The organism is Neptuniibacter pectenicola, from assembly GCF_001597735.1.
Lineage (GTDB): Bacteria > Pseudomonadota > Gammaproteobacteria > Pseudomonadales > Balneatricaceae > Neptuniibacter > Neptuniibacter pectenicola.
Map to the genome: position 1 here is coordinate 196625 of NZ_LUTS01000004.1, position 23133 is coordinate 219757.

Annotated in this window: 9 protein-coding genes; all 9 read left to right on the top strand. The window is 45.6% G+C overall.

The features are described 5' to 3' along the window. Window positions 1-10: 10 nt before the first annotated feature. The 9 genes from rpe (at window position 11) to A3773_RS07260 (ending at window position 23114) form a co-directional block, all read left to right on the top strand. The gene (gene rpe / locus A3773_RS07220; RefSeq protein WP_067984510.1) at window positions 11-685 is read left to right on the top strand and encodes a ribulose-phosphate 3-epimerase; all 675 of its coding nucleotides are present in this window, start codon (window positions 11-13) and stop codon (window positions 683-685) included. A 2-nt stretch (window positions 686-687) separates the two neighbouring features. Next, complete coding sequence (locus A3773_RS07225) at window positions 688-1362, top strand: phosphoglycolate phosphatase (RefSeq protein ID WP_231902163.1); 675 nt, start codon at window positions 688-690, stop codon at window positions 1360-1362. A 669-nt stretch (window positions 1363-2031) separates the two neighbouring features. Continuing rightward, window positions 2032-3525, top strand: coding sequence for an anthranilate synthase component I (trpE, locus tag A3773_RS07230; protein ID WP_067984512.1), 1494 nt, complete (start codon window positions 2032-2034; stop codon window positions 3523-3525). A gap of 571 nt (window positions 3526-4096) precedes the next feature. Continuing rightward, window positions 4097-12259 carry a type I polyketide synthase gene (locus tag A3773_RS07235; protein ID WP_067984514.1) on the top strand — a complete coding sequence of 2721 codons (8163 nt, stop codon included), beginning with the start codon at window positions 4097-4099 and terminating at the stop codon, window positions 12257-12259. A 25-nt stretch (window positions 12260-12284) separates the two neighbouring features. Then, window positions 12285-17063 carry a type I polyketide synthase gene (locus A3773_RS07240; protein ID WP_067984516.1) on the top strand — a complete coding sequence of 1593 codons (4779 nt, stop codon included), beginning with the start codon at window positions 12285-12287 and terminating at the stop codon, window positions 17061-17063. Window positions 17064-17114: 51 nt separating this feature from the next. After that, on the top strand, window positions 17115-18179 hold the full coding sequence (locus A3773_RS07245) for an alpha/beta fold hydrolase (RefSeq protein WP_067984518.1): 1065 nt from the start codon (window positions 17115-17117) through the stop codon (window positions 18177-18179). Further along, window positions 18176-19624, top strand: coding sequence for a hypothetical protein (locus A3773_RS07250; protein ID WP_067984520.1), 1449 nt, complete (start codon window positions 18176-18178; stop codon window positions 19622-19624). Before A3773_RS07245 ends, A3773_RS07250 begins: the two co-directional genes overlap by 4 nt. A gap of 55 nt (window positions 19625-19679) precedes the next feature. Further along, window positions 19680-22094 (top strand): HlyD family secretion protein, encoded by a 2415-nt coding sequence (locus tag A3773_RS07255; protein ID WP_067984522.1) that lies wholly within the window; start codon window positions 19680-19682, stop codon window positions 22092-22094. 111 nt (window positions 22095-22205) lie between these two features. Continuing rightward, window positions 22206-23114, top strand: coding sequence for a sulfotransferase family protein (locus A3773_RS07260; RefSeq protein ID WP_067984524.1), 909 nt, complete (start codon window positions 22206-22208; stop codon window positions 23112-23114). The last annotated feature ends 19 nt before the right edge of the window (window positions 23115-23133 follow it).

The window sequence follows — 23133 nt, forward strand, 5'->3', positions numbered from 1 at the left end:
GATCAAAAATATGTCTGATTTTAAGATCGCTCCTTCGATACTGTCTGCTGATTTTGCGCGTTTGGGTGAGGAGGTTGAGAGCGTGTTGACTGCGGGGGCGGATATTGTCCATTTTGATGTTATGGATAATCACTACGTTCCTAATCTTACCATTGGTCCAATGGTGTGTAGTGCCTTGCGTAAGCATGGTATTACTGCGCCGATTGATGTGCACCTTATGGTGAAGCCTGTCGATCGATTGATTGGTGACTTCATTGAAGCGGGTGCAAGCTATATTACGTTTCATCCTGAAGGTTCAGAACATGTAGATCGCTCCTTGCAGATGATTAGGGATGCAGGGTGTAAATCGGGTCTTGTTTTTAACCCTGCAACACCGTTAAGTCATTTGGAATATGTTTTGGATAAGGTGGATATGGTGTTGTTGATGTCTGTGAATCCGGGGTTTGGTGGTCAAAAATTCATCCCAAGAACATTGGATAAGCTGCGTCAAGCGCGTGATATTATTGATCGGAGTGGTTTCGATATCCGTTTAGAAGTTGATGGCGGTGTTGGTGTGGGAAATATTAGAGAGATCGCTGAAGCGGGTGCGGATACGTTTGTCGCAGGGTCAGCCATATTTAATACGGATGACTATGCTGCAACGATTGAGAAGATGCGTGAGCAGTTGGCATTGGTTGGTCGTTGATCGTGCGTCAGCTTTTTTCTGGTCAGTTGCCTGAGCTTATTATGTTTGATTTGGATGGTACGCTTGTTGATAGTGTGCCTGATTTGGCTAGCGCCATTGATAAAATGTTAGTCGCTTTAGGTCGGGATGAAGCCGGTGTGGATAAAGTGGTTCGCTGGGTAGGGAATGGCGCTACTGCTCTTGTTCGGCGAGCGCTGGTCGATGCCTTTGGTGCTGTGCCGGTTGATGATGGCCTGTTCGATCATGGTTATGAGTTGTTCTTGCGTTTTTATGGTGAGGCTACGGCGGATCAGAGTCAGCTCTATTCGGGTGCTCTTGCATGCTTGGAAGGGTTGAAAGGGCAGGGTATCAAATTAGCATTGGTTACTAATAAGCCGCTAGCGTTTACACAAACTATGTTGGCAGGCTTTGGTCTAGATGGCTTTTTTAGTGTGGTTTTAGGGGGGGATAGTTTGCCCAAAAAAAAACCAGACCCTTCGCCGTTACTAGAGGCGATGCGTCAATGCGGAGTAAAGGCTGAGCATTCATTAATGGTGGGGGACTCTGTTAATGATGTGCGTGCGGCTCGAGCAGCGGGTTGCCCTGTTGTGTGCGTGCCTTACGGCTACAATCATGGTGACGCGATCTCGTTATCTAAACCTGACTTGATCGTTGATCGATTGGATCAGCTTTTATAATGTGTTTTGCGTCACTGATCGTAAAAAATGATAATTTCCGGCATTAAACTCGACTTTTTAGTTTTTATCTGGCTGTTAGGATTGGAGTAGCTCACAAGCCAGATCTTGTTTAGTTGGTTTGCACTGTTAAGTTTTAATTGTTCGAGACGAAGCAGTATCTTATCACAGCACTTACTTATGCCCTGGCTTGCCGGGGCTTTTTTTTGGTACAAGGTTTGTGCGTGCTTTTGTCGCCAAGGCCGTTCTTTGTATTGGATAGTGTTTCTGTGTCTAGGTTGTTGCTTTTTATAGCGGATTGCAATTTTAGCCTAAAGATTGATTATCACATCATATTTCTCTTGTCGGCAGTTGATTGAAATGAATTGCTGCTATATGGTTTAGGTTACTTAATTTAAATGTAAGCCTGACGTAATGTTATTTATTACAGCTATGCTAATCAAAACTTTTGCACCTATTCGTTTATCCACCCTAGGTGGATGTTGGCGATGGCGTGTCTGATATTTTATTTAAGCAGACGTTAATTTAGGCAGGCTTGCTATCTTTTAATCCGAACTCGTATGTAAATATGGGTTGTAGATTGCCAATATCCCTTGTGGGTATGTCTTCCTCTATATTGTGCTGCCCAGTACGCCTTAAAATACAGTTTATCGGCATTGTGAGAGACCCATCATGACACCAGAACAGTTCGCGGAACTGTCCGCACAGAATTTCAATCGTATCCCTGTCACGCGTGAAGTATTAGCTGACTTAGATACGCCTTTATCGACGTACAAAAAATTAGCGAATGCGCCTTATAGTTACCTGCTTGAGTCTGTGGAAGGGGGGGAGACTTGGGGGCGTTATTCCATAATTGGATTGCCGAGCCGAACGATCTTAAAAGTTTTTGGTAATAAGGTATCTATATTTGAAGAGGGGGTTTTGGTTGAAAGCCATGATGTAGAAGACCCGCTGGACTTCGTTGAACGCTTTCAGGCGCGTTACCGTGTTCCCGAAATTGAGGGGCTTCCTCGTTTTAATGGCGGGCTCGTTGGTTATTTTGGTTACGATTGTGTTCGTTATGTAGAAAAGCGCTTAAAAGATAGCTGTCCTGAAGATGTGCTTGGTACGCCTGATATTCTGTTGATGGTTTCGGATGAGGTGGTTGTATTTGATAACCTTGCTGGCAAATTGGTGTTGATTTGTCATGGTGATCCTGCAGATGCTGATGCATATGAAAAAGCGCAAAAACGCCTTGATACACTTGTGCTCCAGTTAAGGTCTACAACGCCTTATGATGAAAAGCCTGTTGAGCAGCAAAGGGTTGTCAGCGAAGCTGAATTTAAATCGAGCTTTGGTGAGCAAGCGTTTATCGAAGCGGTGGATAAAATTAAAGAGTATGTTTTAGATGGCGACATTATGCAATGTGTCATCTCCCAGCGTATGTCGATTCCCTTTAGTAGCAAGCCGCTTGATCTGTATCGCGCATTGCGTTGCCTTAACCCCTCTCCTTATATGTATGTGCTCAACCTGGATGATTTTCATGTGGTTGGGTCATCACCTGAAATCCTTGCGCGTGTAGAGGATGGTCAGGTAAGCGTACGCCCTATTGCTGGGACACGTAAACGTGGTTTGACGCCAGAAGAAGACCTAGCGATGGAAAAAGAGCTGCTGGCTGATCCAAAAGAGATTGCTGAACACTTGATGCTCATTGATTTAGGGCGAAATGATGTGGGGCGTGTTGCTGAAATTGGGGCTGTAGAGCTGACCGATAAAATGGTGGTTGAGCGTTACTCCCATGTGATGCATATCGTATCTAACGTGAACGCAAAGCTGAAGCCTGATGTGTCTGCTATGGATGTTTTGCGTGCAACTTTACCGGCTGGTACGTTGAGCGGAGCACCTAAAGTGCGTGCTATGGAGATCATTGATGAGATGGAATCGGTTAAGCGCGGGGTCTACGGCGGTGCGGTAGGTTACCTTTCTTGGAATGGCAATATGGATACGGCTATCGCGATTAGAACGGCGGTTATCAAAGATAATATATTGCATATTCAAGCGGGTGCTGGCGTTGTGGCTGATTCGATTCCTCGTTTGGAGTGGAAGGAGACGATGAATAAGGGGCGCGCGATCTTTAGTGCTGTTGCCATGGTTGAGCGAGGGCTGGATAATTTGGCCAGTTCGTAAATAGTTTAAAGGCCTTTCTATCAAAGCACTCGATAGGTTTTATTGAGTGTTTTGTGCTTTAAACTGACGTGCAGTATTGTTTGATTGTTGATCCCCCCTCCTTCCTCTTTTGTTTATTTGACTGTACCTATGTGTACTTAAGGTAAGCCTTTAATTTTAAGGGCGATTATATGGCGGTAATAGGTTCGGTTGCTCGCATTCAGTGCATTATTTAGTTTATTGTTCTGTCCTTTTGTTGTCACATTTATATGTCATTATTTTTCTAGTACGCTGCAAAAGGCTTATTGTGTATATCTCTTGTTTTCATTAGACTGACGATGGCTATAGTTTTTTGTTGTTTTTTGTCTTTTTTTCATGAGTTTATGCTTTTTTTGGGAACAAAATAAGGTGTAATGACTTTATTTGATAAAATTTTAATAAAATTTAACAAGGGTGTGCGGGTTGTCATGATGCATTGCCTTGTGTAGTTATGATCTATAGTAAAATATAGGTTAAGCATTGTGCTTTGATGGCATTGATTTTGCTGTTTGATTTAGGTTGTTAGCTTAATTTTTGAGGCAGGGATGGTTGCATGAACGAATTCAAGAAATTTGTATACACTCCAGCGGGCTATAATGATGCTTCGTTGGCGATTGCGGCATGCAGAGCTGGAGGTATAGGGATATTAAACGCAGAATTAAGTGCTGATTCTGACAAATTACTTGAGCAGTTCGCGCTTCTCTCTGTTCATGCGCGAAACCCCTTCGGTATCAAAGTTGATACCCCTCAAAAAGCGCTTCTTAGTGCTGCTGCAGCTAGCGTAGACCAAGGCTTTAGTTACCTTATTGTTGATGAGTTAGTACTCGCTTCGCTTGCAACCGAGATTAAGCGGCTGCGTAAATTAGGTGTAACCGTTTTAGTTGAGGTAACTAACGCTCATACCGATGCCGCTACGCTTGAGAAACAAGTAGATGGCTTGATGGTTAAAGGTCATGAAGCTGGTGGCTTTGTTGGTGAAGGCAGTAGCTTTATCTTGCTGCAAAAATGGTCTGCAAAAACGGGCCTTCCGCTTTTTGTTCGCGGTGGTATTACTCCCCATGTTGCGGCTGCCTGTAGTGCTGTTGGTGCAAAAGGCGGCGTGCTAGAAAGCCAAGTCTTACTGTTAAAGGATTCACCGCTATCTGAACGCTTATCCTCGTTTATTGGTAATTTGTCGGGTAATGAGACAATAGCAGTAGGTGATGAAGAGCTGGGCGCCTATTTTAGAGTATTGGTTCGTCCCGGTTATCGAGAAGCACAAGTATTTAACAACAACGTGTCAGGACGCTTAGTTAATCCAGAAGATGTATTAGGTAAAATAGATTGGGATGCACCTCAAAAAGGTTTGTTGCCTTTGGGACAAGATGTCTGTTTTGCTAAAGCTTGGCGTGAAAAGTATGGATATCTCTCCAATGTTTTTGCTGCTATAGATCAGACCATTCATGACTCTATGCAAGCTGCTATTCAATATAAACCGCTTGCTGAGAATGCGCCCTTAGCTGAAGCGTTAGGTGTTCGCTTTCCGCTTGTTCAGGGGCCGATGAGCCGTGTATCTGATAGTGCAGAATTTGCTGGGGCTGTGGCCGATGGCGGGGCACTGCCTATGCTGGCTTTTGCTCTGTTGAAAGGCGCTGCCTTAGATAAGTTGTTGGCTGAAACGGATAAGCGCCTAGGTGATAAGCCTTGGGGGATTGGGTTGTTGGGTTTTGCGCCACAGTCTTTATTGGATGAACAGATTGAGCTTGCGCAAAAGTACAAGCCTCAGTACGCCATTATTGCGGGTGGTCGACCTGACCAGGCAGTCAAATTGGAGCAGGAAGGTATTCAGTCTTTCTTGCATGTGCCATCGGCGAATCTTATACCGCTTTTCCTACAAGAAGGCGCACGCCGCTTTATCTTTGAAGGGCGCGAGTGTGGTGGGCATATCGGGCCTTTGAGTAGCTTTGTTTTATGGAGCTCAATGGTTGATCGGCTGCTTGAGGAGTTGGAGTCGGGTAAAACTAAAGGCGAAGGTATTCAGCTGTTATTCGCCGGTGGGATTCATGATGCGGCGTCTGCTGCGATGGTTCAGGTGTTAGCTGCCCCCTTGTTGGATAAAGGTGTCCAGGTGGGCGCATTAATGGGCAGTAGTTATCTTTTCACCAAAGAGATCGTTGAGTCCGGCGCAATTGTTCCGGCGTTCCAGAAAGAAGTGGTTGAGTGTGAACACACGGTAAGCTTGGAGTCAGGTCCAGGCCATGCGAGTCGCTGTGCTTATACGCCTTTTGCTAAGATGTTTTTTGATAAACGTCGCGAAATGATAGAGCAAGGCGTGCCAGTAGATGAGGCGCGCGCTACCTTAGATGACCTGATTATGGGGCGTCTCCGTATCGCCTCTAAAGGGTGTGCTCGCCTTGGTGAAAATGCCAAATTGACGGCGTTAGATGAGGCAACGCAGCATGCTGATGGTATGTATATGTTGGGTCAAGTTGCCACTTTGCGTACTGAGCTGATTGATGTTGAAACGCTGCACGCTCAAGTAACCGAAGACAGTCATGCATTATTGGTCGCTAACTCAATGGATTCCGCTCAGGAAGATGAGGCTGATTCGTCGCCTGTCGATATAGCCATTGTTGGTATTTCTGGCTTATTTCCGGGTGCAAATTCTACCGAAGAGTACTGGTCTAATATTTTAGACAAAGTTGATGCGATTACTGAGATTCCATCCCATCGTTGGGATTGGCGTTTATATTTTGATGAAGATCGTTACTCTAAAGATAAAATCTACTCTCGCTGGGGTGGATTTATTGATGACTTAGCATTTGATCCAACTAAATATGGTATGCCGCCTAAATCTGTAGAAGCTGTAGATCCAATGCAGTTGATGGCGTTGGAAGTGGCATCGAGAACGCTGGCGGATGCCGGCTATGATAAACGGGATTTTGATCGTGAAAATGCCTCTGTCATTATTGGGGCTAGTGGGGGTGCCGGTGACGTGGGCATGCAGTATGGTTTGCGTGCTGAAATGCCACGTTTCAAAGGTGACTTGCCTGATCATATAGCGGATATTTTGCCGGAATGGACGGAAGACTCATTCGCTGGGATATTGATCAATGTTATGGCAGGTCGTATCGCTAATAGGTTGAATTTTGGTGGCGTTAATTTCACGACAGATGCGGCCTGTGCCTCCTCTTTAGCTGCTATTTATCAAGGCATTTCTGAGCTTTCTGCTGGACGTAGCAATATGGTGTTGGCGGGTGGTGTAGATACCGTTCAAGGCCCATTCGGTTATCTTTGTTTTAGTAAAACTCAGGCCCTTTCTCCGCGTGGTCGTTGCAGCACCTTTGATGTGTCAGGGGATGGCATTGTGATTTCAGAGGGGATTGCGATGGTCGCTATGAAACGCCTTGCTGATGCAGAGCGGGATGGTGATCAGGTCTATGCTGTTATAAAAGGCGTGGGTGGTAGTAGTGATGGTAAGGCTAAAGGTTTAACCGCACCATTACCTCAAGGTCAGCTTAGGGCTATGCGTCGTGCTTATAAACAAGCAGGCTTTGGTCCTGAAACAGTAGGTTTATTTGAGGCGCATGGTACAGGGACTGTGGCGGGTGATACTGCTGAGCTGGAAAGTACCATTAGTCTACTAAAAGAGGCTGGCGCTGGGACGCATCAAGCGGTGGTAGGCTCTGTTAAAACAATGATTGGTCACACGAAAGCTGCGGCGGGTGTGGCGGGTCTTATTAAAGCCTGTTTAGCGTTAAAGCATCAGACTCTTCCGCCTCATTATGGGGTAACTCAGCCGAATAATGTATTAATGGGCGAAGATTGCCCACTTTACCTTGTGGATGAAGCTCAGCCTTGGATAAAGAAAGAGCAACCACGACGTGCGGCCTGTAGTGCTTTTGGTTTTGGCGGCACAAACTTTCATGTGGTTATGGAAGAGTATCAGGGTGAATATAGACCGTGGATGAAGAAGGCTGTACGCACCCAAGGGCCTGCTGAACTCCTTATTTGGAGTGAAGATACGACAGAGGCGTTAATTGCTACATTGTCGAATGTGGCAAAAGAGTTAACATCAGTTGCTGCGTTAGACCTTAAAAAACTCTCATTCAATCTGATTAATAAGCATAAATCGGGTCTTGAAACCGTTACTCTGGTTGTTAGAGATCAAGCAGATTTTGCTGAAAAGGTGGTTGCAACATTGGGCTACCTGAAAGATGAAATTTCCGCGTTACCTGAAGGTGCATATTACGGGAATGGGCAGAAAGCCGACGGTAAGGTTGCTGCTATTTTTCCCGGACAAGGTGCGCAGTATCCACAAATGGGGCGTGAGTTAGCTTACACCTATTCTACTGTGGGTAATGCTCTGTCAGACGCAGATAAGTTATTGAAAGCCCCTTTCGAGAAAAGGTTTGCTGGACGTTCACTAAGCGACTTCATCTATCCGCGAGGTGCTTATACGCCTGAACAGAAAACTGCGGCGACTCAAGCGTTAACAAGTACAGATGTGACTCAACCCGCATTGGGCGCAGTGGAAACGGGTTTGTGGCGTATGCTGAAAACCTTAGGTTTTAAAGCGGATATGTTTGCGGGTCACAGTTATGGTGAGTTTGTAGCTTTACATGCAGCTGGGGCATTTGATTATGAAACCTTAGTCTCTTTGTCGGAGGCACGAGGCCGCTTTATTGTTGATGAAGCGAAGCGTGCCGGTGATGAGCTAGGTACAATGGCCGCAGTGCAAGCGACGCGGGATAAAGTTGAAACTGCTATTAAGCAGATCGACGGTGTCATCGTTGCAAATCATAATGCGCCTACGCAGTGTATTATTTCTGGTTCTAAGGCGGGCATCGCTCAAGCGATCGAAGCGTTGTCTCAAGCCGATATAATGGCGACTCCAATTCCGGTTGCAGCGGCGTTTCATTCCTCATTCGTCAAACCCGCTCAATCTCATTTAGCTAAATTGATCGAGAGCACTAAGTGGATATCACCTGAACTGCCTGTTTATTCTAACAGTACGGGCGATGTGCATGATGCAAGCGTTGCAAAGCTGAAATCATCGATGGCTGCTCACTTGGTCAACCCAGTTGAATTTGTGGCTGAAATTGAAGCTATGTACCGTGACGGTGCGCGCATATTTGTTGAAGTAGGGCCTAAATCCATACTATCTCGCTTAACCAAGCAAATACTGGGTGATCGTCCGCATACAACTATTACTTTGGATAACGATCAGGAAGGTGTTTACGGGCTATTAAGCGCGCTTGCTAATTTAGTTTGCGAAGGTGTAGAGCTTGATTTGCAGCCGTTGTTAGCCGGGATTCAGAGTGAATTAGTCTCGTCGAATGGGCTTGAAAATTATGACAGTGCCGCGCCCATTTCTAAACAGACCTGGATGCTTAATGGCAGTGGTGCGAGGCGTGCGACTGAAGCAGTTCGACAGATTGGGGTAACGCTTGAGCAAGTGTTAGCGCAAAACAGTGTAGCCGCTGAGGCTTCAAGTGCAGGAAGCGTTATGACGACGGTTCCTTCTCCGCAAATAAACGAAAATATTTCTTACGATAGACATCATTTTAAGCATAACAAGGAGCGAAAGATGGATGGGCGCAGGCAAGCACCAAATGCTGGTGGTCCGGCAGTAATGGCAGAATACTTTGATATGATGCGTCAATTCCTGGAAAGTCAGGAAAGTGTTATGTCAATGTATTTAAGTGGTACTCCGGTACCGCGTTCAGGTGAAACGCGACCACAGCGTCTCCCTAAAACGGCCCCTCAAATGGCTGAGTTATCAATGGGAGTTCCTGTTGTTGCGGCACCCGTCGCTGCGCCTGTAGTAGCCCCAGTCGCTGCTCCAGCCCCAGCGCCCGTTGCTGTTGCTCCTGTTGCGGCTCCCGCGCCAGCACCAGTGGCTGCTCCAGTAGCTGAAGCTAAACCGGCCACAGATGATGCATTTGATCGTGAAAAAATCACGCAGATGTTGTTGGACATCGTGGAAGACAAAACCGGCTACCCGAGCGATATGGTCGGCTTAGATCAGAAGTTAGAAGCCGATTTGGGTATCGATTCGATAAAACGTATCGAGATTGTTGGTTCCTTATTAAAGGCACTTCCAGCGGCTTACGGTGATGCATTAGGCGAAAATCGAGGTCAGTTGAATACACAAGAAAATCTGACAGGTATGTTAGATCTTTTATGTGATTTGCCAGTAGGAGCGGCGACAAGCCCTTTTAAAGTAGCCGGGGTGAGAGCAGAGGTTTCGAGTACATTATCGGACTCCTCATTCCGGCATGTAGTAGTACCTTCGCCTGCTCCTATAGAGGTGAATGCTAAACGTGCGCTGAATATTGGGCACTATGTTATTACTCGAGATGCAGCAGATATCGCAGGTAAATTAGCGGCGCTGCTGACTGATCGAGGATGTACCGTACAGATTGTTGAGCCGTCGGTTCTTGAGGATGAAGAACAGATTCTCAAATTTTCTGCTGCGGTTTGCGCAGAAAAAGCCGATCTCGCCGGTGTTATTCACTTGGCTGAGATCGGCAGCCCTGCCTTGATGAGTGAAAGCTCAGTTGTGGATTTTAAAGCGGTACTGAATAGTAATGAGAAGTCATTTTTTCTCTTACTTAAAGGACTAAGTCCCGCGTTCTCTGATGCTGCACATATTGTTGCTGCCAGTGGGCTCGGGGGAGCATTTGGCCGTACAAATGCGGTTTTTAATGGCTTATCTCTACAGTCCGGTTTCGTCGGTTGCTTAAAATCAGTATCGGAAGAGCGTCCTGCTCTAAGAGTTAAAGCTATTGACCTAGATGCTGAACAGTCTGTAGGTGATTTGGCAAATATTTTACTCGAAGAGATGATGCTGTGCGGCGGCCGTCAAGAGGTAGGCTACCCTGCAGGTAAGCGTACAATATTTAAAACGGTTGCCGAAGTGGCTCCGCAGCCGGCAGAAAATGCGACATTGGACGGTTTGACTGTACTGGCTACAGGCGGCCTACGAGGCATTACGGCTGAAGTTCTACGCGAAGTGGCGTTACCCGGTAATACATTGCTGTTAACGGGGCGCAGTCCTTTGCCAGAACCTGAAACGGCTGAAACGGCCGCACTGAAAACTGAAGCAGAGCTGAGACAGTTCTTTATAGCTCAAGTACGTGATGGCATTTTGTCACTGACACCGGCTGAAGTTATGAAAAAAGTCGCAGGTGTGATCGGTGCTCGCGAGATGTTGAGTAATCTTCAGGATTTCCAACAGCGGGGTGCGAAGGTTGAGTATTTTGCTGTTGATGTAACTGATGAAAGCTCCATGAAAGGGCTTTTGGATACGATCTACGATAAATACGGTGCGCTACATGGCGTTGTTCATGGCGCGGGTATTATTGAAGATAAACTTTTACAAGATAAAACAAGTGAGAGCTGGTCTCGTGTTGTGGAGACTAAAGTACTTGGGCTTTTTCATATTCAAAAGTATGTGCGCCCTGAGTCTTTACGCTTTTTGACAGTCTTTAGCTCAGTGGCTGGCCGATACGGCAATAGTGGACAGTTGGATTACGCTACAGCGAATGAGTTACTAAATCGTTTGTGTAGTCAGCTTAATCAGCTATGGAAAAATAAAGTGGTTGTCCGTTCGCTTTGCTGGGGGCCTTGGGGGCCTACACAGTTTGGTGAGGGTATGGTAACCGCTGAGACCGAAGCAAAATTTGCAGAAAAAGGCGTTGCGTTGGTAACCGCAAAAGCGGGCCGAGATGTATTCCGTGAAGAGATATTACAACAGCCATCTGAAAATATTGAAGTGATCTGCGGTATTGGTCCTTGGGAGAAGCATGAAGCAACGATTGGTCGTGTTGAGTTTGATGAAAGTATCCCACGTATAACCGGTGCGCTACTCGATAATGCACGTGTGACTGCGATGCCAAAAGGTGATCAGGTTGTTGAATTTTATCTGAGCGATCGGCATGAATACCTACAACAGCACCGTATCGATAATATCCCTGTGTTACCTGCTGCGGTTGCGTTGGAGATAATGTCCGAAACAGTGACAGCGCTTTGGCCAGGATGGCATGTGGTAGAAGCGCGGGATAGTCGTTTACTTAAAGGTTTGCAACTGGATGACCTTAATCAGAAGTTAAAAGTAGTTGTAAACCCACCGCCTTATGGTAGCAGTGACGGTTTTGATGTGACTGTGAGCCTGCAGTCCGAAAAACGGATGCACTACAAAGCGGTGTTACGTTTAGAACAAACGTATCCTGAAAGCTTCACGTATGAGCCTGAAAAACATTCAGATAAGCAGCTTTCTGTTGAGACGGCTTATAACGAATGGCTGTTTCATGGGCCTTGTTTTCAGGTGATAAAGAAAATTGCTGGTTTATCTCAGCAGGGTTCGGTTTCTGATGTTGAAACGAGCACCCCAGCGGGATGGTTAAGCACAGTAATGGTCGACGATGGTTGGGTGTTTGATCCTGCTATGACCGATGCGGCTGCCCAAATGGCTCTTCTTTGGGGTCGCACGTTTAATGATCAGTCTGCTTTGCCAGCGCGTTTTGGGAAAGTGATGAAATTCCAAGAGAAACTACCTGAAAAGCTCAGGATGTGCTTTGCACGTAAAGAAAGTGAACAACCCAACACGATTGTCTCTGATGTTTATTTTGTTGATGAGAAAAATAATGTTGCACTGTTAATTGAAGACCTTGAATGTATTTCTAGCATGGAACTGAACCGTTTAGGCGGAACAGAAAAACTTGCCCTTTGAGTGGTAGTTAAGGACGGAATCAGTAGTGAAGAGTAAAAGTGAAAGCTCAGAACCTATTGCTATAATAGGTATGGCCTGTGTGTTTCCAGAAGCGCCGGATCTTAAAACGTTTTGGCAAAATATAATCCAGTGCGTTGATGCTGTTGGTGAGCCTCAAGCCGCATGGGAAGCTGAACGTTATTTAGAATCAGGTCGTATTAATACTCCCTATGGTGGTTACTTAAAGGACCTCTTCCGTTTTGACCCCCGAGAGTTTGGTATTATGCCAAACTCAGTCGATGGCGGAGAGCCAGACCAGTTCTTGGCGTTACGTGTTGCTCGAGACGCGTTGCTTGATGCAGGGTATTTGGGTGATGAGCATGATCATACTGATACGGGTATTATTCTAGGGCATAGTACGTACCTTCATAGAGGACAAGGAAACCATGTACAGCACCATATTGTGCTGGATCAAACCATGGAAATTCTTGCTGCGGTTTCGCCATCCTTATCGGACGACAAACTTGCTCAAATCCGTAAACTACTGACCGACAAATTGCCACAATCCAATGCGGATATTGCTGCAGGCCTTGTGCCTAACGTGATGACTGGGCGCATAGCAAATCGCTTAAATCTCAGAGGGCCGAATTATATTCTTGATGCGGCCTGTTCTTCTTCCTTACTTGCGGTAGGTGCCGCAATGGATGAGTTACGTAATCATCGCAGTAACCTCATGCTTGCTGGCGGTGTTAATGCATCATTACCGGCTGAAGTGTCTGTTATTTTTACACAGCTAGGTGCATTGAGTGAGCGGGGTAAAGTCCGTCCATTTTCTAAAGGCAGTGATGGAACGCTATTGGGCGAGGGCTTGGGTACGGTTGTACTTAAACGCTTATCTGATGCTGAAGCCGACGGCGATAAAATTTATGCCGTTATTCGAGGTATTGGGCAAGCGAGTGATGGCCGTGGACATGGACTATTAGCACCGAGTGTGGAAGGTGAAGCGTTAGCTATTCAGCGCGCGTATCAAGACAGTGGTGTAGACCCTTCAACTATAGGCCTTATCGAAGCGCATGGTACAGGTATTCCGCTTGGGGATCAGACTGAAGTATCGGCTTTGGGTTCAGTGCTCGGTGAGCGCAAAGGCCCATTAGGCAGTGTTGCTTTGGGTTCTGTGAAATCGATGATTAGTCATTGTATTCCCGCTGCAGGCATTGCTGGCTTAATAAAAACGTCATTGGCGTTACATCATAAAGTATTACCGCCAACGCTATGTGACGAAGTTAATCCAGATTTGGCGATCGAGAAAACGCCGCTTTATGTGAATACCGCTTTGCGCCCTTGGTTTACCTCAAAAGAAAACCCTCGTCGTGCGGGAGTTAACTCGTTTGGTTTTGGTGGTATTAATACCCACGCGATTTTGGAAGAAGCGCCGTCACAAGCCAATAAACCTTTATATTACAGTACGCGCCCAGCCGAGCTTTTTGCATTGTCAGCGGCCTCTAAGGACGCCTTGGTTGATAAAATTCGTCAATTACAGCCGCTCGCTGATGCTCAAAATTACACAATTGCAGAAATAGCCGCTGAAGTTTGTCGTCAAGATACTGCAGAAGCCCAGCGTATTGCTTTTGTTGTAAAAGATCATGCTGATCTGACGAAGAAACTGGCTCAAGCGCTTAAAAAGTTAGAAACGGATAAAAAGGGGCGCTGGTCCACACGTAATGGTGTAGTTTTTAGTGATCAGCCTTTATCAGGGAAATTGGCCTTTATCTTTCCGGGAGAAGGCTCGCAATACCTGAGTATGCTCGAAGAGTTATCTTTAAACTTCCCAGAAGTGCGTGGTTGGTTTGATTTTTGGCGTGGCCTATATGGTGATGATCAGCAAGGCAGTAGCCGAACCGATTTGGTTTTTCCGCCAGAAATAGAATTAACGCCAGAGATTAAAAAGGCTTTAGAGCTACGGTTACATGATATGGATATTGGCTCTGAAGCCGTATTTGTTGGTAGCCAAGCGATGAATGGTTTACTCAAAGCCTTTGGTGTAGAGCCTGATGCAATGTTAGGCCATAGCACCGGAGAGTCCTCGGCACTCGTCGCATCTGGAGCTATTGATAATACCGATCTTGATCAGTTAGCTAAGTTTATTCGTGAACTTAATTTAGTGTATCAGCAAGTATTGGAAAGCGGCGGTATTCATACAGGCGCGTTGTTGACGGTTGGGGCATTGGAACCTGCTGTTATTGATCAGCATATTGCGAAGCTCTCATCTACTGTTTATGTGGCGATGGATAATTGCGCTAACCAGAAAGTTCTATTTGGTGATAAAGAAGCGATCGCGAGCCTACAAAAATCTTTAAGTGAGGCGGGTGGTATTTGTGTGCCATTACCGTTCGACCGTGGCTACCACACACCTTTCTTTTCGGCCGTGACGGACGCATTTCAGCAGTACTATGCGGATGTGGGTGTTAAAGCGCCTAAACTGCCACTTTACTCTTGTGCATCGGCGGGTCTTTTTCCAACGAAGCAAGCAGACGTTGTTAATTTGGCCGCAAGTCAGTGGTCAAAAACCGTTCGTTTTGCTGAGACAGTTACTGCGATGCATGATGATGGGATCCAATATTTTATCGAAGTTGGGCCTTCAGGGAACCTTACTGCGTTTGTAAATGAAATATTGGCGGATAAAGAGTATCTCTCTGTCGCAAGTAATATTCGTAAGAAAAGCAGTGTCGAGCAGTTTTTACTCGTGCTTGGACAGTTATATGTAAACCAGAAAACGGTTGATATCGAACGGTTATTTGTTGATAGAGCGTTAGACTCGGTTGATTTGAATAGTAATGTGCATCGTCGGGCATCGGGTATGCTGCTCGATAATACGATGCCGGTCTTGCATTTAACGGATGACGATCGAACACTTTTACAGACAATGGCGCCTGTTAATTATGATGCAGCGCCTGTTGTCAGGAATGATGCGCCGGTTCAGCCAGCAGGTTCAGAACCTGCTGTTCAAGAATCAGCCGTGCTTGATGCTGAGATGGAAAGTACGAATGCTGCCAGTGATGCTGTCATGGCCGATTATTTTGATTTGATGCGTGGCTTTTTGTCGCAACAAGAAACATTATTCTCCTCGTCTGTTCTGTCTGAATCTCAGGTGGAGGCAGACACTGAATACGCTGAAGCAACGCCTTTCCCGTTTCTGAGTGACATCCTTGAACATACGGAGCAGCACTTACGTGCCCGTTGTGAGCTGAATGTCTATCAAGACAAATTTTTACAAGATCACATTTTATCGGGTACTGTCTCAGAGCATGACTCAGCGCGTATGGGTTTATCCTGTGTGCCGATGATGGTCAGCCTTGAAATTATGGCTGAAGCTGTTGCTGCACTGACAGGTAATGTTGCGATAACAACGATTGAAAATGTTAAATCATACGATTGGATTGCATTGGATGATATGTCTATTGAATTGGATGTATCCGCGCAGGCCCTTGATGGCGATAACGGGCGCTTTAGTGCCGCTATTCATAGTCAGGGCGCGTTGATTGTTGAAGCTGAGCTTACCTTAGGGGCCGCAATGACTCAGCCTCGCCTACCTGATTTAGGCGCGGCTAATGGGTACCGTTGGGGTAATGATGAGCTTTACAGTACGGGCATGTTCCATGGCCCTATTTTTCAAAGCATGCAAGGCATCGATGGCTGGAATGATCAAGGTATTGATGCATCGCTCAGTACTGTTAGTTTGCAAGGCTTTTTTACTGAGGGCGAACGTGCCAACCTAGTGCTCAATCCGGTTTTATTGGATGCCCTAGGTCAGTTAGCGGCGTATTGGATTGCGCAACAAGTTGGTACCGATTTCAATAGTTTCCCTTCTGCTATAGAAAAAATAGAGTTTCCCGTTACCTGTCCACAGGCCCTACCGGAACTGCGGTTACGTGGGCGTCAGCACCCCGTTGATCCGAAAACGACCTCTGTTGAGAGTCCTCGCGCATGGCAGTTTGAGTGTGTTGATGGCAACGGACAGGTGTTATTAAGTGCCCGTAACTTAGTGAATATCTTTTTCCCGGTTCCTAACCGTTTTTACAATGTTAGGCGGGACCCTTTGAATGGCTGGTTAGGGGCGGGATCGGTCATCTCGGATACGGATGTACTCTTATGGCAGGTTCCACACTTTGATGAAGCATTCTGCGCTCAGTCAGGTGGTGTATTTATGCGAATATTAGCTCACATCTTACTCAGCTATGATGAGCTAAATGAGTGGCGCGCACTGACAGGAAACGTTCGTCATAAACGTCAGTGGTTACTTGGGCGGGGAGCGTTGAAAGAAGCGGTGCGTTACTGGATTTATCAACAAACCTCCACCTTATTATACCCAGCTGACATTGAGATTGTTCATGATGAGCTAGGGGCTCCTTATGTGACCGGTTGGTGGGTTGATAGCTTGATTCCTGCACCTGCTGTGTCGTTAAGCCATGATAATCAACAGTGTGTTGCGGCGGTGTCAGCAAGCTATGCATCGATTGGTTTAGATATAGAACAGCAAGTCAGTGATAAAGATTATGACTTTTTACTCGGGGCTTTATCCACGACAGAAACGGCTGTATTACAGCAGATGCCGGCACAAACTAAACATGATTATTTACTCCGTACTTGGTGCGCTAAAGAGGCAGCCGCTAAGTGCTTGCGCACAGGCCTGCAAGGCCAACCGGAACTGTTTGAAGTCTCATTTCTTGATCAGAGCTTAGTACAGGCGACTGTCAATTATCAGGGGCATATAGTCGCGATTAAGTTGTTGACCAATGATGGTCTGATTACGGCATTGGCTGTTTAATGTGTATGAGAAGAATGGATAGGGTTTTAGTGAGTAGTATGGAGATCGGTAATGCCAGCAGTTGAGGTAAATGGCACTAAGATAAACTACCTGCAGTTGGATAGTGATGCAGGGCCAGATGCTGAGCATTTGGTAATGGTACATGGCCTCGCTACAAATATGGCCTTTTGGTATATCCGCCATGCGCCTGAATTTGCCAAACGTTATAAAGTTACGTTATTTGATTTGCGCGGTCATGGCCGTTCGCGTGTAACTGAGGATGGTTATACGCCGGCAAATATGGCTGCTGATATGTTGGGTTTGATGGACCATCTGGCTATACCTAAAGCGCATGTAATGGCACACAGTTTTGGTGGTGTTGTCGCCTTGAACTTTGCTTGTAATGCGCCTGAACGGGTTGAAAGCTTAATGCTGATTGACTCGCACATTAGCGCAATACGGAAGCTAGAGACTGTAGAAGGTTGGGATTATGGCGATAAATTACAAGTGTTGCTTCATGATCAGGGTATCGATATTAATGTAAAAGAGCCCTATTTTGGCTATCGCCTTTTAGCGGAAGTCGCCCTGTTACAAGAGCAAAAAATTGAGATATCACCCGAACTAAAAGAAATTGTTACGCCGATTGTTGGTAACTATGGAAATCGTACCGCTAAATTGTGGTTGAAGTTACTGAACACTACCGCTGCTGAAAAAGAGTTGATGGGGGATGATGGTTTGGCACTTGATATGCTAAAACAGCTTAAGTTTCCTATTTTGGCGGTTTATGGTGAGCACTCTCAGTCGATGTTAACGGGCCGGCATTTGCTGGAAGTATGGCCCCATGCGGATTTCAGAAAAATGCTACGTGCAGGACATTTTTTTCCTACGACGCGCCCAGATGAACTAATTTCAACATGTGAGCAATTTTGGCATGGTGCAATGGTGTCCGGCGTGAGTATAAGAGATGGTGATAATAAGCGCCATTTCCGTAGTGAGCGTTTTGAACAACGGGACGATGGTTGGTATTTTTCTACTAGGGATGGTGAAGAGGGACCTTTTGAAACAGTTGAATCTGCTCAGGAAATGTTGTCTTTTTATATTACTCAAGTCAAAGATAGTAAGGTGGCTCAAGCGTGAAAGCTAACCGGTTGGGTATTCATAAAGGCAACAAAGCAACCGATTTTAAATTAATCGCTAAAGGTGGCTTTGGCGATGGGGTGAATGCGTATGCTCATTCGATGGCATGGTTTAATGGCTATTTATATGTTGCGACTACGCGGGGTAACTTCCCCTTAATGAAGGCGCGCTTGCCTATAGGTTTAAATCCGTGGCCAGTTGAATGTCCTGAAAACCCATTTGATCTTGATCTTCATGCTGAGATTTGGCGTTTCGATCCTCGTGAAGAGAGTTGGGAGCGTGTCTTTAAGGCGCCAAGTATTATTGGCAGTCATGGAAAACCTATACCGCGCGAGTTGGGGTATAGGGGTATGTTGGTTTACCGGCCTGAGAACGGTGATGATCCTGTTTTATTAGTCAGTACATGGTCGCCGGCCAAAGGTCCAGGTCCTCTTATTTTAATGTCCCGTGACGGTCGGACGTTCGAGCCTTCATGTGAACCCGGTTTGATCGGTCTTCCTGTAACGACTATTAGAACGATGGCTCAGTTTAAAGGACGTTTATATACCACGCCTGCAGGTTCAAGGGGCGGTAACCCAAACGTTTCAGCCCACTCCATCGTGTATGAAAGCAAAGACCCAACCAAAGGTGGCTGGGAGCCTGTCAGTGATTTTGGTTTTGGCGACCCTGGTAATAAAACGGTTTTTGAAATGGCCGCTTTTGGCGATCATTTATATGTAGGTACTTTCAATTTGGAAGGGTTTCAAATTTGGCGTACCGATGCTGAAGGTGAAGCCCCATATCACTGGGAACGGGTGATTGAGAAAGGCGCTTATCGTGGTGCTTTTAATCAGAGCGTATTAAGCATGTACCCTTTTAAAGGGGCGCTTTATGTCGGTGGTGCGATTCAAGGTGGCGGTATTGATAGGCAAAATAAAATAGGCCCTGCGCCACCAGAGCTGATTCGTATCTTCCCAGACGGTGATTGGGATCTCTTAGTGGGTGAAGCAAGGGATACGCCTGATGGCTTTAAAGCGCCGTTATCAGGTTACTTGCCGGGCTTTGATAACTTTTTTAACGGTTATTTTTGGCGCATGTGTGAACATGATGGTTGGTTATATGTCTCCACGTTTGATTGGAGTACCATCATTGGGTATGCGCAACAGAGTACTTGGCCTGAGGCATTTAAAAATATTGTCGGTGAACTTGGTGCTCAATTTGTTATGGACCATCATGGAGGTTGCGACCTATATCGAAGTTATGATGGCGAGAACTGGGTACCTGTTACAACGAGTGGGATGGGTAATCCATATAATATTGGTATGCGTACCATGGCGTCTACGCCTTATGGCTTTTTCATTGGTACCGCTAACCCATTTGGTCCAAAAGTAATACCAATCGGTGGGGATCGTTATATCCCTAACCCCAGAGGCGGCTGTGAAGTCTTTTTCGCGCCTGATGTTTAACAGTTTGTCGTTTGTATAGCATTAGTTAAATCAAACGAACATTAGAATACTATGGATGGAGAAGACCACAGTGAGTAATGAGGCCCAGAAGGTTGCGCTACCTGCATTTTTAAAGAAGAGGCTGCATGCATTTCGTATTGGGCAGGGCGCTGAGCAGTCCTATCTGATTAAAGATCCTCAAGAGGATCAAGTTCATCAGCTGGAGACTTGGCAGTTTTTCCTGCTTGAAGTGCTTCCTGGCTGTGAAGATATGCCTAAGCTTAAAGGTGTTTTTGAAGATCGCTTCGGTCATGCTATTACAGATGAGCAGATTGAAGAGTTATTCACGTTAATTGCCGATAAAAGTTTATTTGGTATTACAGCGCTCTCCAACCCTATTCTTAAAGCTTTCCAGAAAAAACGTGCGGCAGAAGGAAAAGGGCGTGCGGCACCTGGTGCGAAGGCAGAAGCAGCAGTCGAAGAAAAAGCGACTGTTAAAGAGCCGTTACCCCCCGGTATTGAAGATGTTATTGGGCTGGATACGTCGATTAAACAGGCAGGGTTAAAGCTATTTAATCCTAAGCGATTAATTAAGCTTACCAGCCCTATTGTTAAACCGATTAGTTACTTAATGTATGCGATACCGCTGATGCTTATCGCGGCGTTATTTCTTTTGGGTCGCTACTTTACTGTTATGGAAGAGGATATAACGCTTCTATTATCAGGTGTGAGCATTATTGAGCACGCGTTGTTCAGTATGTTAACGGTTAACCTATCGGTTACCTTCCTTATTATGTATGTAGCCCATTCGTTTAGGGCCAGCGTTAATGGGTTAGGTATTGTGTTTTATCTAGGTTTCTTCCCTAGATTCTGCCCTTTCATTGGTAACCTAGATCAACTATCTCGCCGTGAGCGGATGTGGCTGCATGCTGCACCACTTATCTTTAGGTTGGGCTTGTTTAGTACTGCGATTCTAATGTGGTTTAACACGCGAGATATGGGGGGTGTGATTGCGCCATTTTCTCTTGTTGTGGCAGTAGCGAGCGCATTGTCGTTTCTTATTACGGTGAACCCATTAGTTAAAAGTAGTGGCTATCATCTTGTTGCAACGATATTGGACGAACCCCAACTGCGTAAGAAAGCTTACGGCGCGTTGATGAACAAGCTGAAAGGGGATACGTACAAAGAAGCGAATGGCCGTCTTTTAGCTGCGTATGCATTAGCTTCAACTGTATTCATGATTGTTCTTTTTGGATTGATCTTGCTGCTATTGGGTAAGTTTCTAAAAATCCATTTGGGTGGTGCGGGTGTCATTCTGACATTTTTTGTGGCGGCAATCTTTGCATATCGTATGTTCGTCAGTTTTGCCCGAATTAATCAATCTTATGATCGTGCATCTCAGTTTAAAAAGTGGCGCGATCGTACGCTAGTTTCCAAGGAAACTGAAAGTCAGGGATCAGAGGCTGCACCTAAAAAAGGCAGCTATGTTCGCCGTGCCCTTTTAATCATGTTATTGGGTTGTCTATTTTTACCTTATGCTTATGAACCAGGTGGTTCGTTTGTCTTATTGCCAAACCAGCAACAGGAGATAACGTCTGATCTATCAGGACTTGTTGATTGGGTTAAATATGATGGCGGTGAAGAACTTAAAAAAGGTGAAGCGATTGCTGCCTTATGGCAGGGTGATTACAGCGCTAAAGTAAAAGTTTATGAAGCGTTAATGAAAGAGCAGCAAGCGGTTATTGATGAGCTAAAATCAAGACCGAGAAAAGAAGATGTACTGCTAGCTGAACGCGCACTTGAAACGGAAGAAACACGGACACAATTTAGCTTGTCTAAATTGAGCCGTTTAGAAAAGCTTTATAAATCACGCACAGTGTCATATGAAGAGTTAGATGATGCTCGTCGTGAGTATCGTATTGATCTTGCCCAAGTGGCAGAGAGCAAAGCTGACCTCGAGGTGACTAAGCTAGGAGCAACGCCTGATCAGATAGCCGCAGCGCAAGCAAAACTTGAAGGCTATGAAGAAGAGTATAAGTACTATAACGAGAAGGTTAAATTATCAACCTTACACATGCCATTTGATGGTCGTTTAGTCTCTATGCATCTACGCCAGAAGGTCGGTAGTTACCTTGCACCAGGTGAGCCGTTTGCAATTGCAGAAAATACATCCAAGGTACTCGCAGAGATCGAGATCCCTGAAGCGGATATTCCTTATGTTAAAAAAGGAGCGTCAGTTAGGGTGCGTCCGCAAGCGTATCACTCAGCCGATTTTATAGGCACCGTGTTATCGATTGATTCTAATGTAACGGAAGAGCGTTACGGACGTGTTGTCAAAGTTATCACTATTTTAGAGAACAGTGACCAGCGTTTGAAAACGGGCATGACGGGCTATGCAAAAATTGAAAGTGAAACGTTGCCTGTATGGGAAGTGCTTTCAATGGCAATAATTCGTTTTGTTGAAGTCGAAGTGTGGTCATGGTTGCCTTAATTTGTTAATGCTTTATTAGCCTGATGTGGTATTTGTTGTGATCAGGTCGGGCTGATAAAGGTACAAATTAAAGTGTATTTTCTTGAAATATTGAAAATCAGATAGTGATATATGGCAGCTCCACTGTTTTTATTAGCACCACCGAGATCGTATACATCACTGATCAATGCAATGATTGGTCAGCACCCCGAAGCGTTCGGTTTGCCGGAATTGAATCTGTTCAATGTTCAGCAGACCAAGGACCTTTGGCGAAATGTATCTGATGATATCGGAGACGATAACAACCGCAGACAAGGTTTGCTTCGTGCTGTAGCAGAGATATATGCCGGCGAGCAAACCCGTGATGCAGTTGTTATGGCTCAACACTGGGCATCGGCCCGTGAAAACATGATGACGGGTGATGTGTTTGTTGAGCTTGTGAACAAAATTGATCCATTGATCGCCGTGGAAAAAAGCCCTGCTTATACGATCTCAGTCGATCGTATGAAGCGTATTTATGAGGCCTTTCCAGATGCTAAGTTTATCCACTTAGTGCGGCACCCTATACCGCAAAGTAAATCGGTTATGGGTTTGAATGATGGTATCTTTGCGCTGTTTGTTAATGCGATTGATTTCCAAGCGGAGCGAGCCATTCTAGACCCACAGATTGCGTGGCATGATATTAATATCAACATTTTAAACTTTTTAGATATTGTGCCTGCTGAAAACCAAATGCGTATTCGTGGTGAATTAATAATGGAGAATCCCCGTGAAGAGCTAGCCGGAATTTGTCGTTGGTTAGGTATACGCGATGATGAAGAAGCGGTGGATGATATGATGCATCCAGAAGCCTCCCCATTCGCCTGTTTTGGTCCGGTTAATGCCCTGTTTGGGAATGATCCTAACTTTCTTCGTGGCTCCAAATTTCGCCCACATAAGCCAAGGCTTCCTGCGATGGATGCAGAACTACCTTGGCGAGATGACGGTAAGCGATTACGGCCTGAAGTTGTTGCTCTGGCGAGAGAGTTTGGGTACGAATGAGTATGAATTTAATTGAGGT

What these genes read in the sequence shown, in the direction of transcription:
- rpe (WP_067984510.1), top strand. Translation starts at nt 11, where the DNA reads ATGTCTGATTTTAAGATCGCTCCTTCGATACTGTCTGCTGATTTTGCG.
- trpE (WP_067984512.1), top strand. Translation starts at nt 2,032, where the DNA reads ATGACACCAGAACAGTTCGCGGAACTGTCCGCACAGAATTTCAATCGT.
- A3773_RS07235 (WP_067984514.1), top strand. Translation starts at nt 4,097, where the DNA reads ATGAACGAATTCAAGAAATTTGTATACACTCCAGCGGGCTATAATGAT.
- A3773_RS07245 (WP_067984518.1), top strand. Translation starts at nt 17,115, where the DNA reads ATGCCAGCAGTTGAGGTAAATGGCACTAAGATAAACTACCTGCAGTTG.
- A3773_RS07255 (WP_067984522.1), top strand. Translation starts at nt 19,680, where the DNA reads ATGGAGAAGACCACAGTGAGTAATGAGGCCCAGAAGGTTGCGCTACCT.
- A3773_RS07260 (WP_067984524.1), top strand. Translation starts at nt 22,206, where the DNA reads ATGGCAGCTCCACTGTTTTTATTAGCACCACCGAGATCGTATACATCA.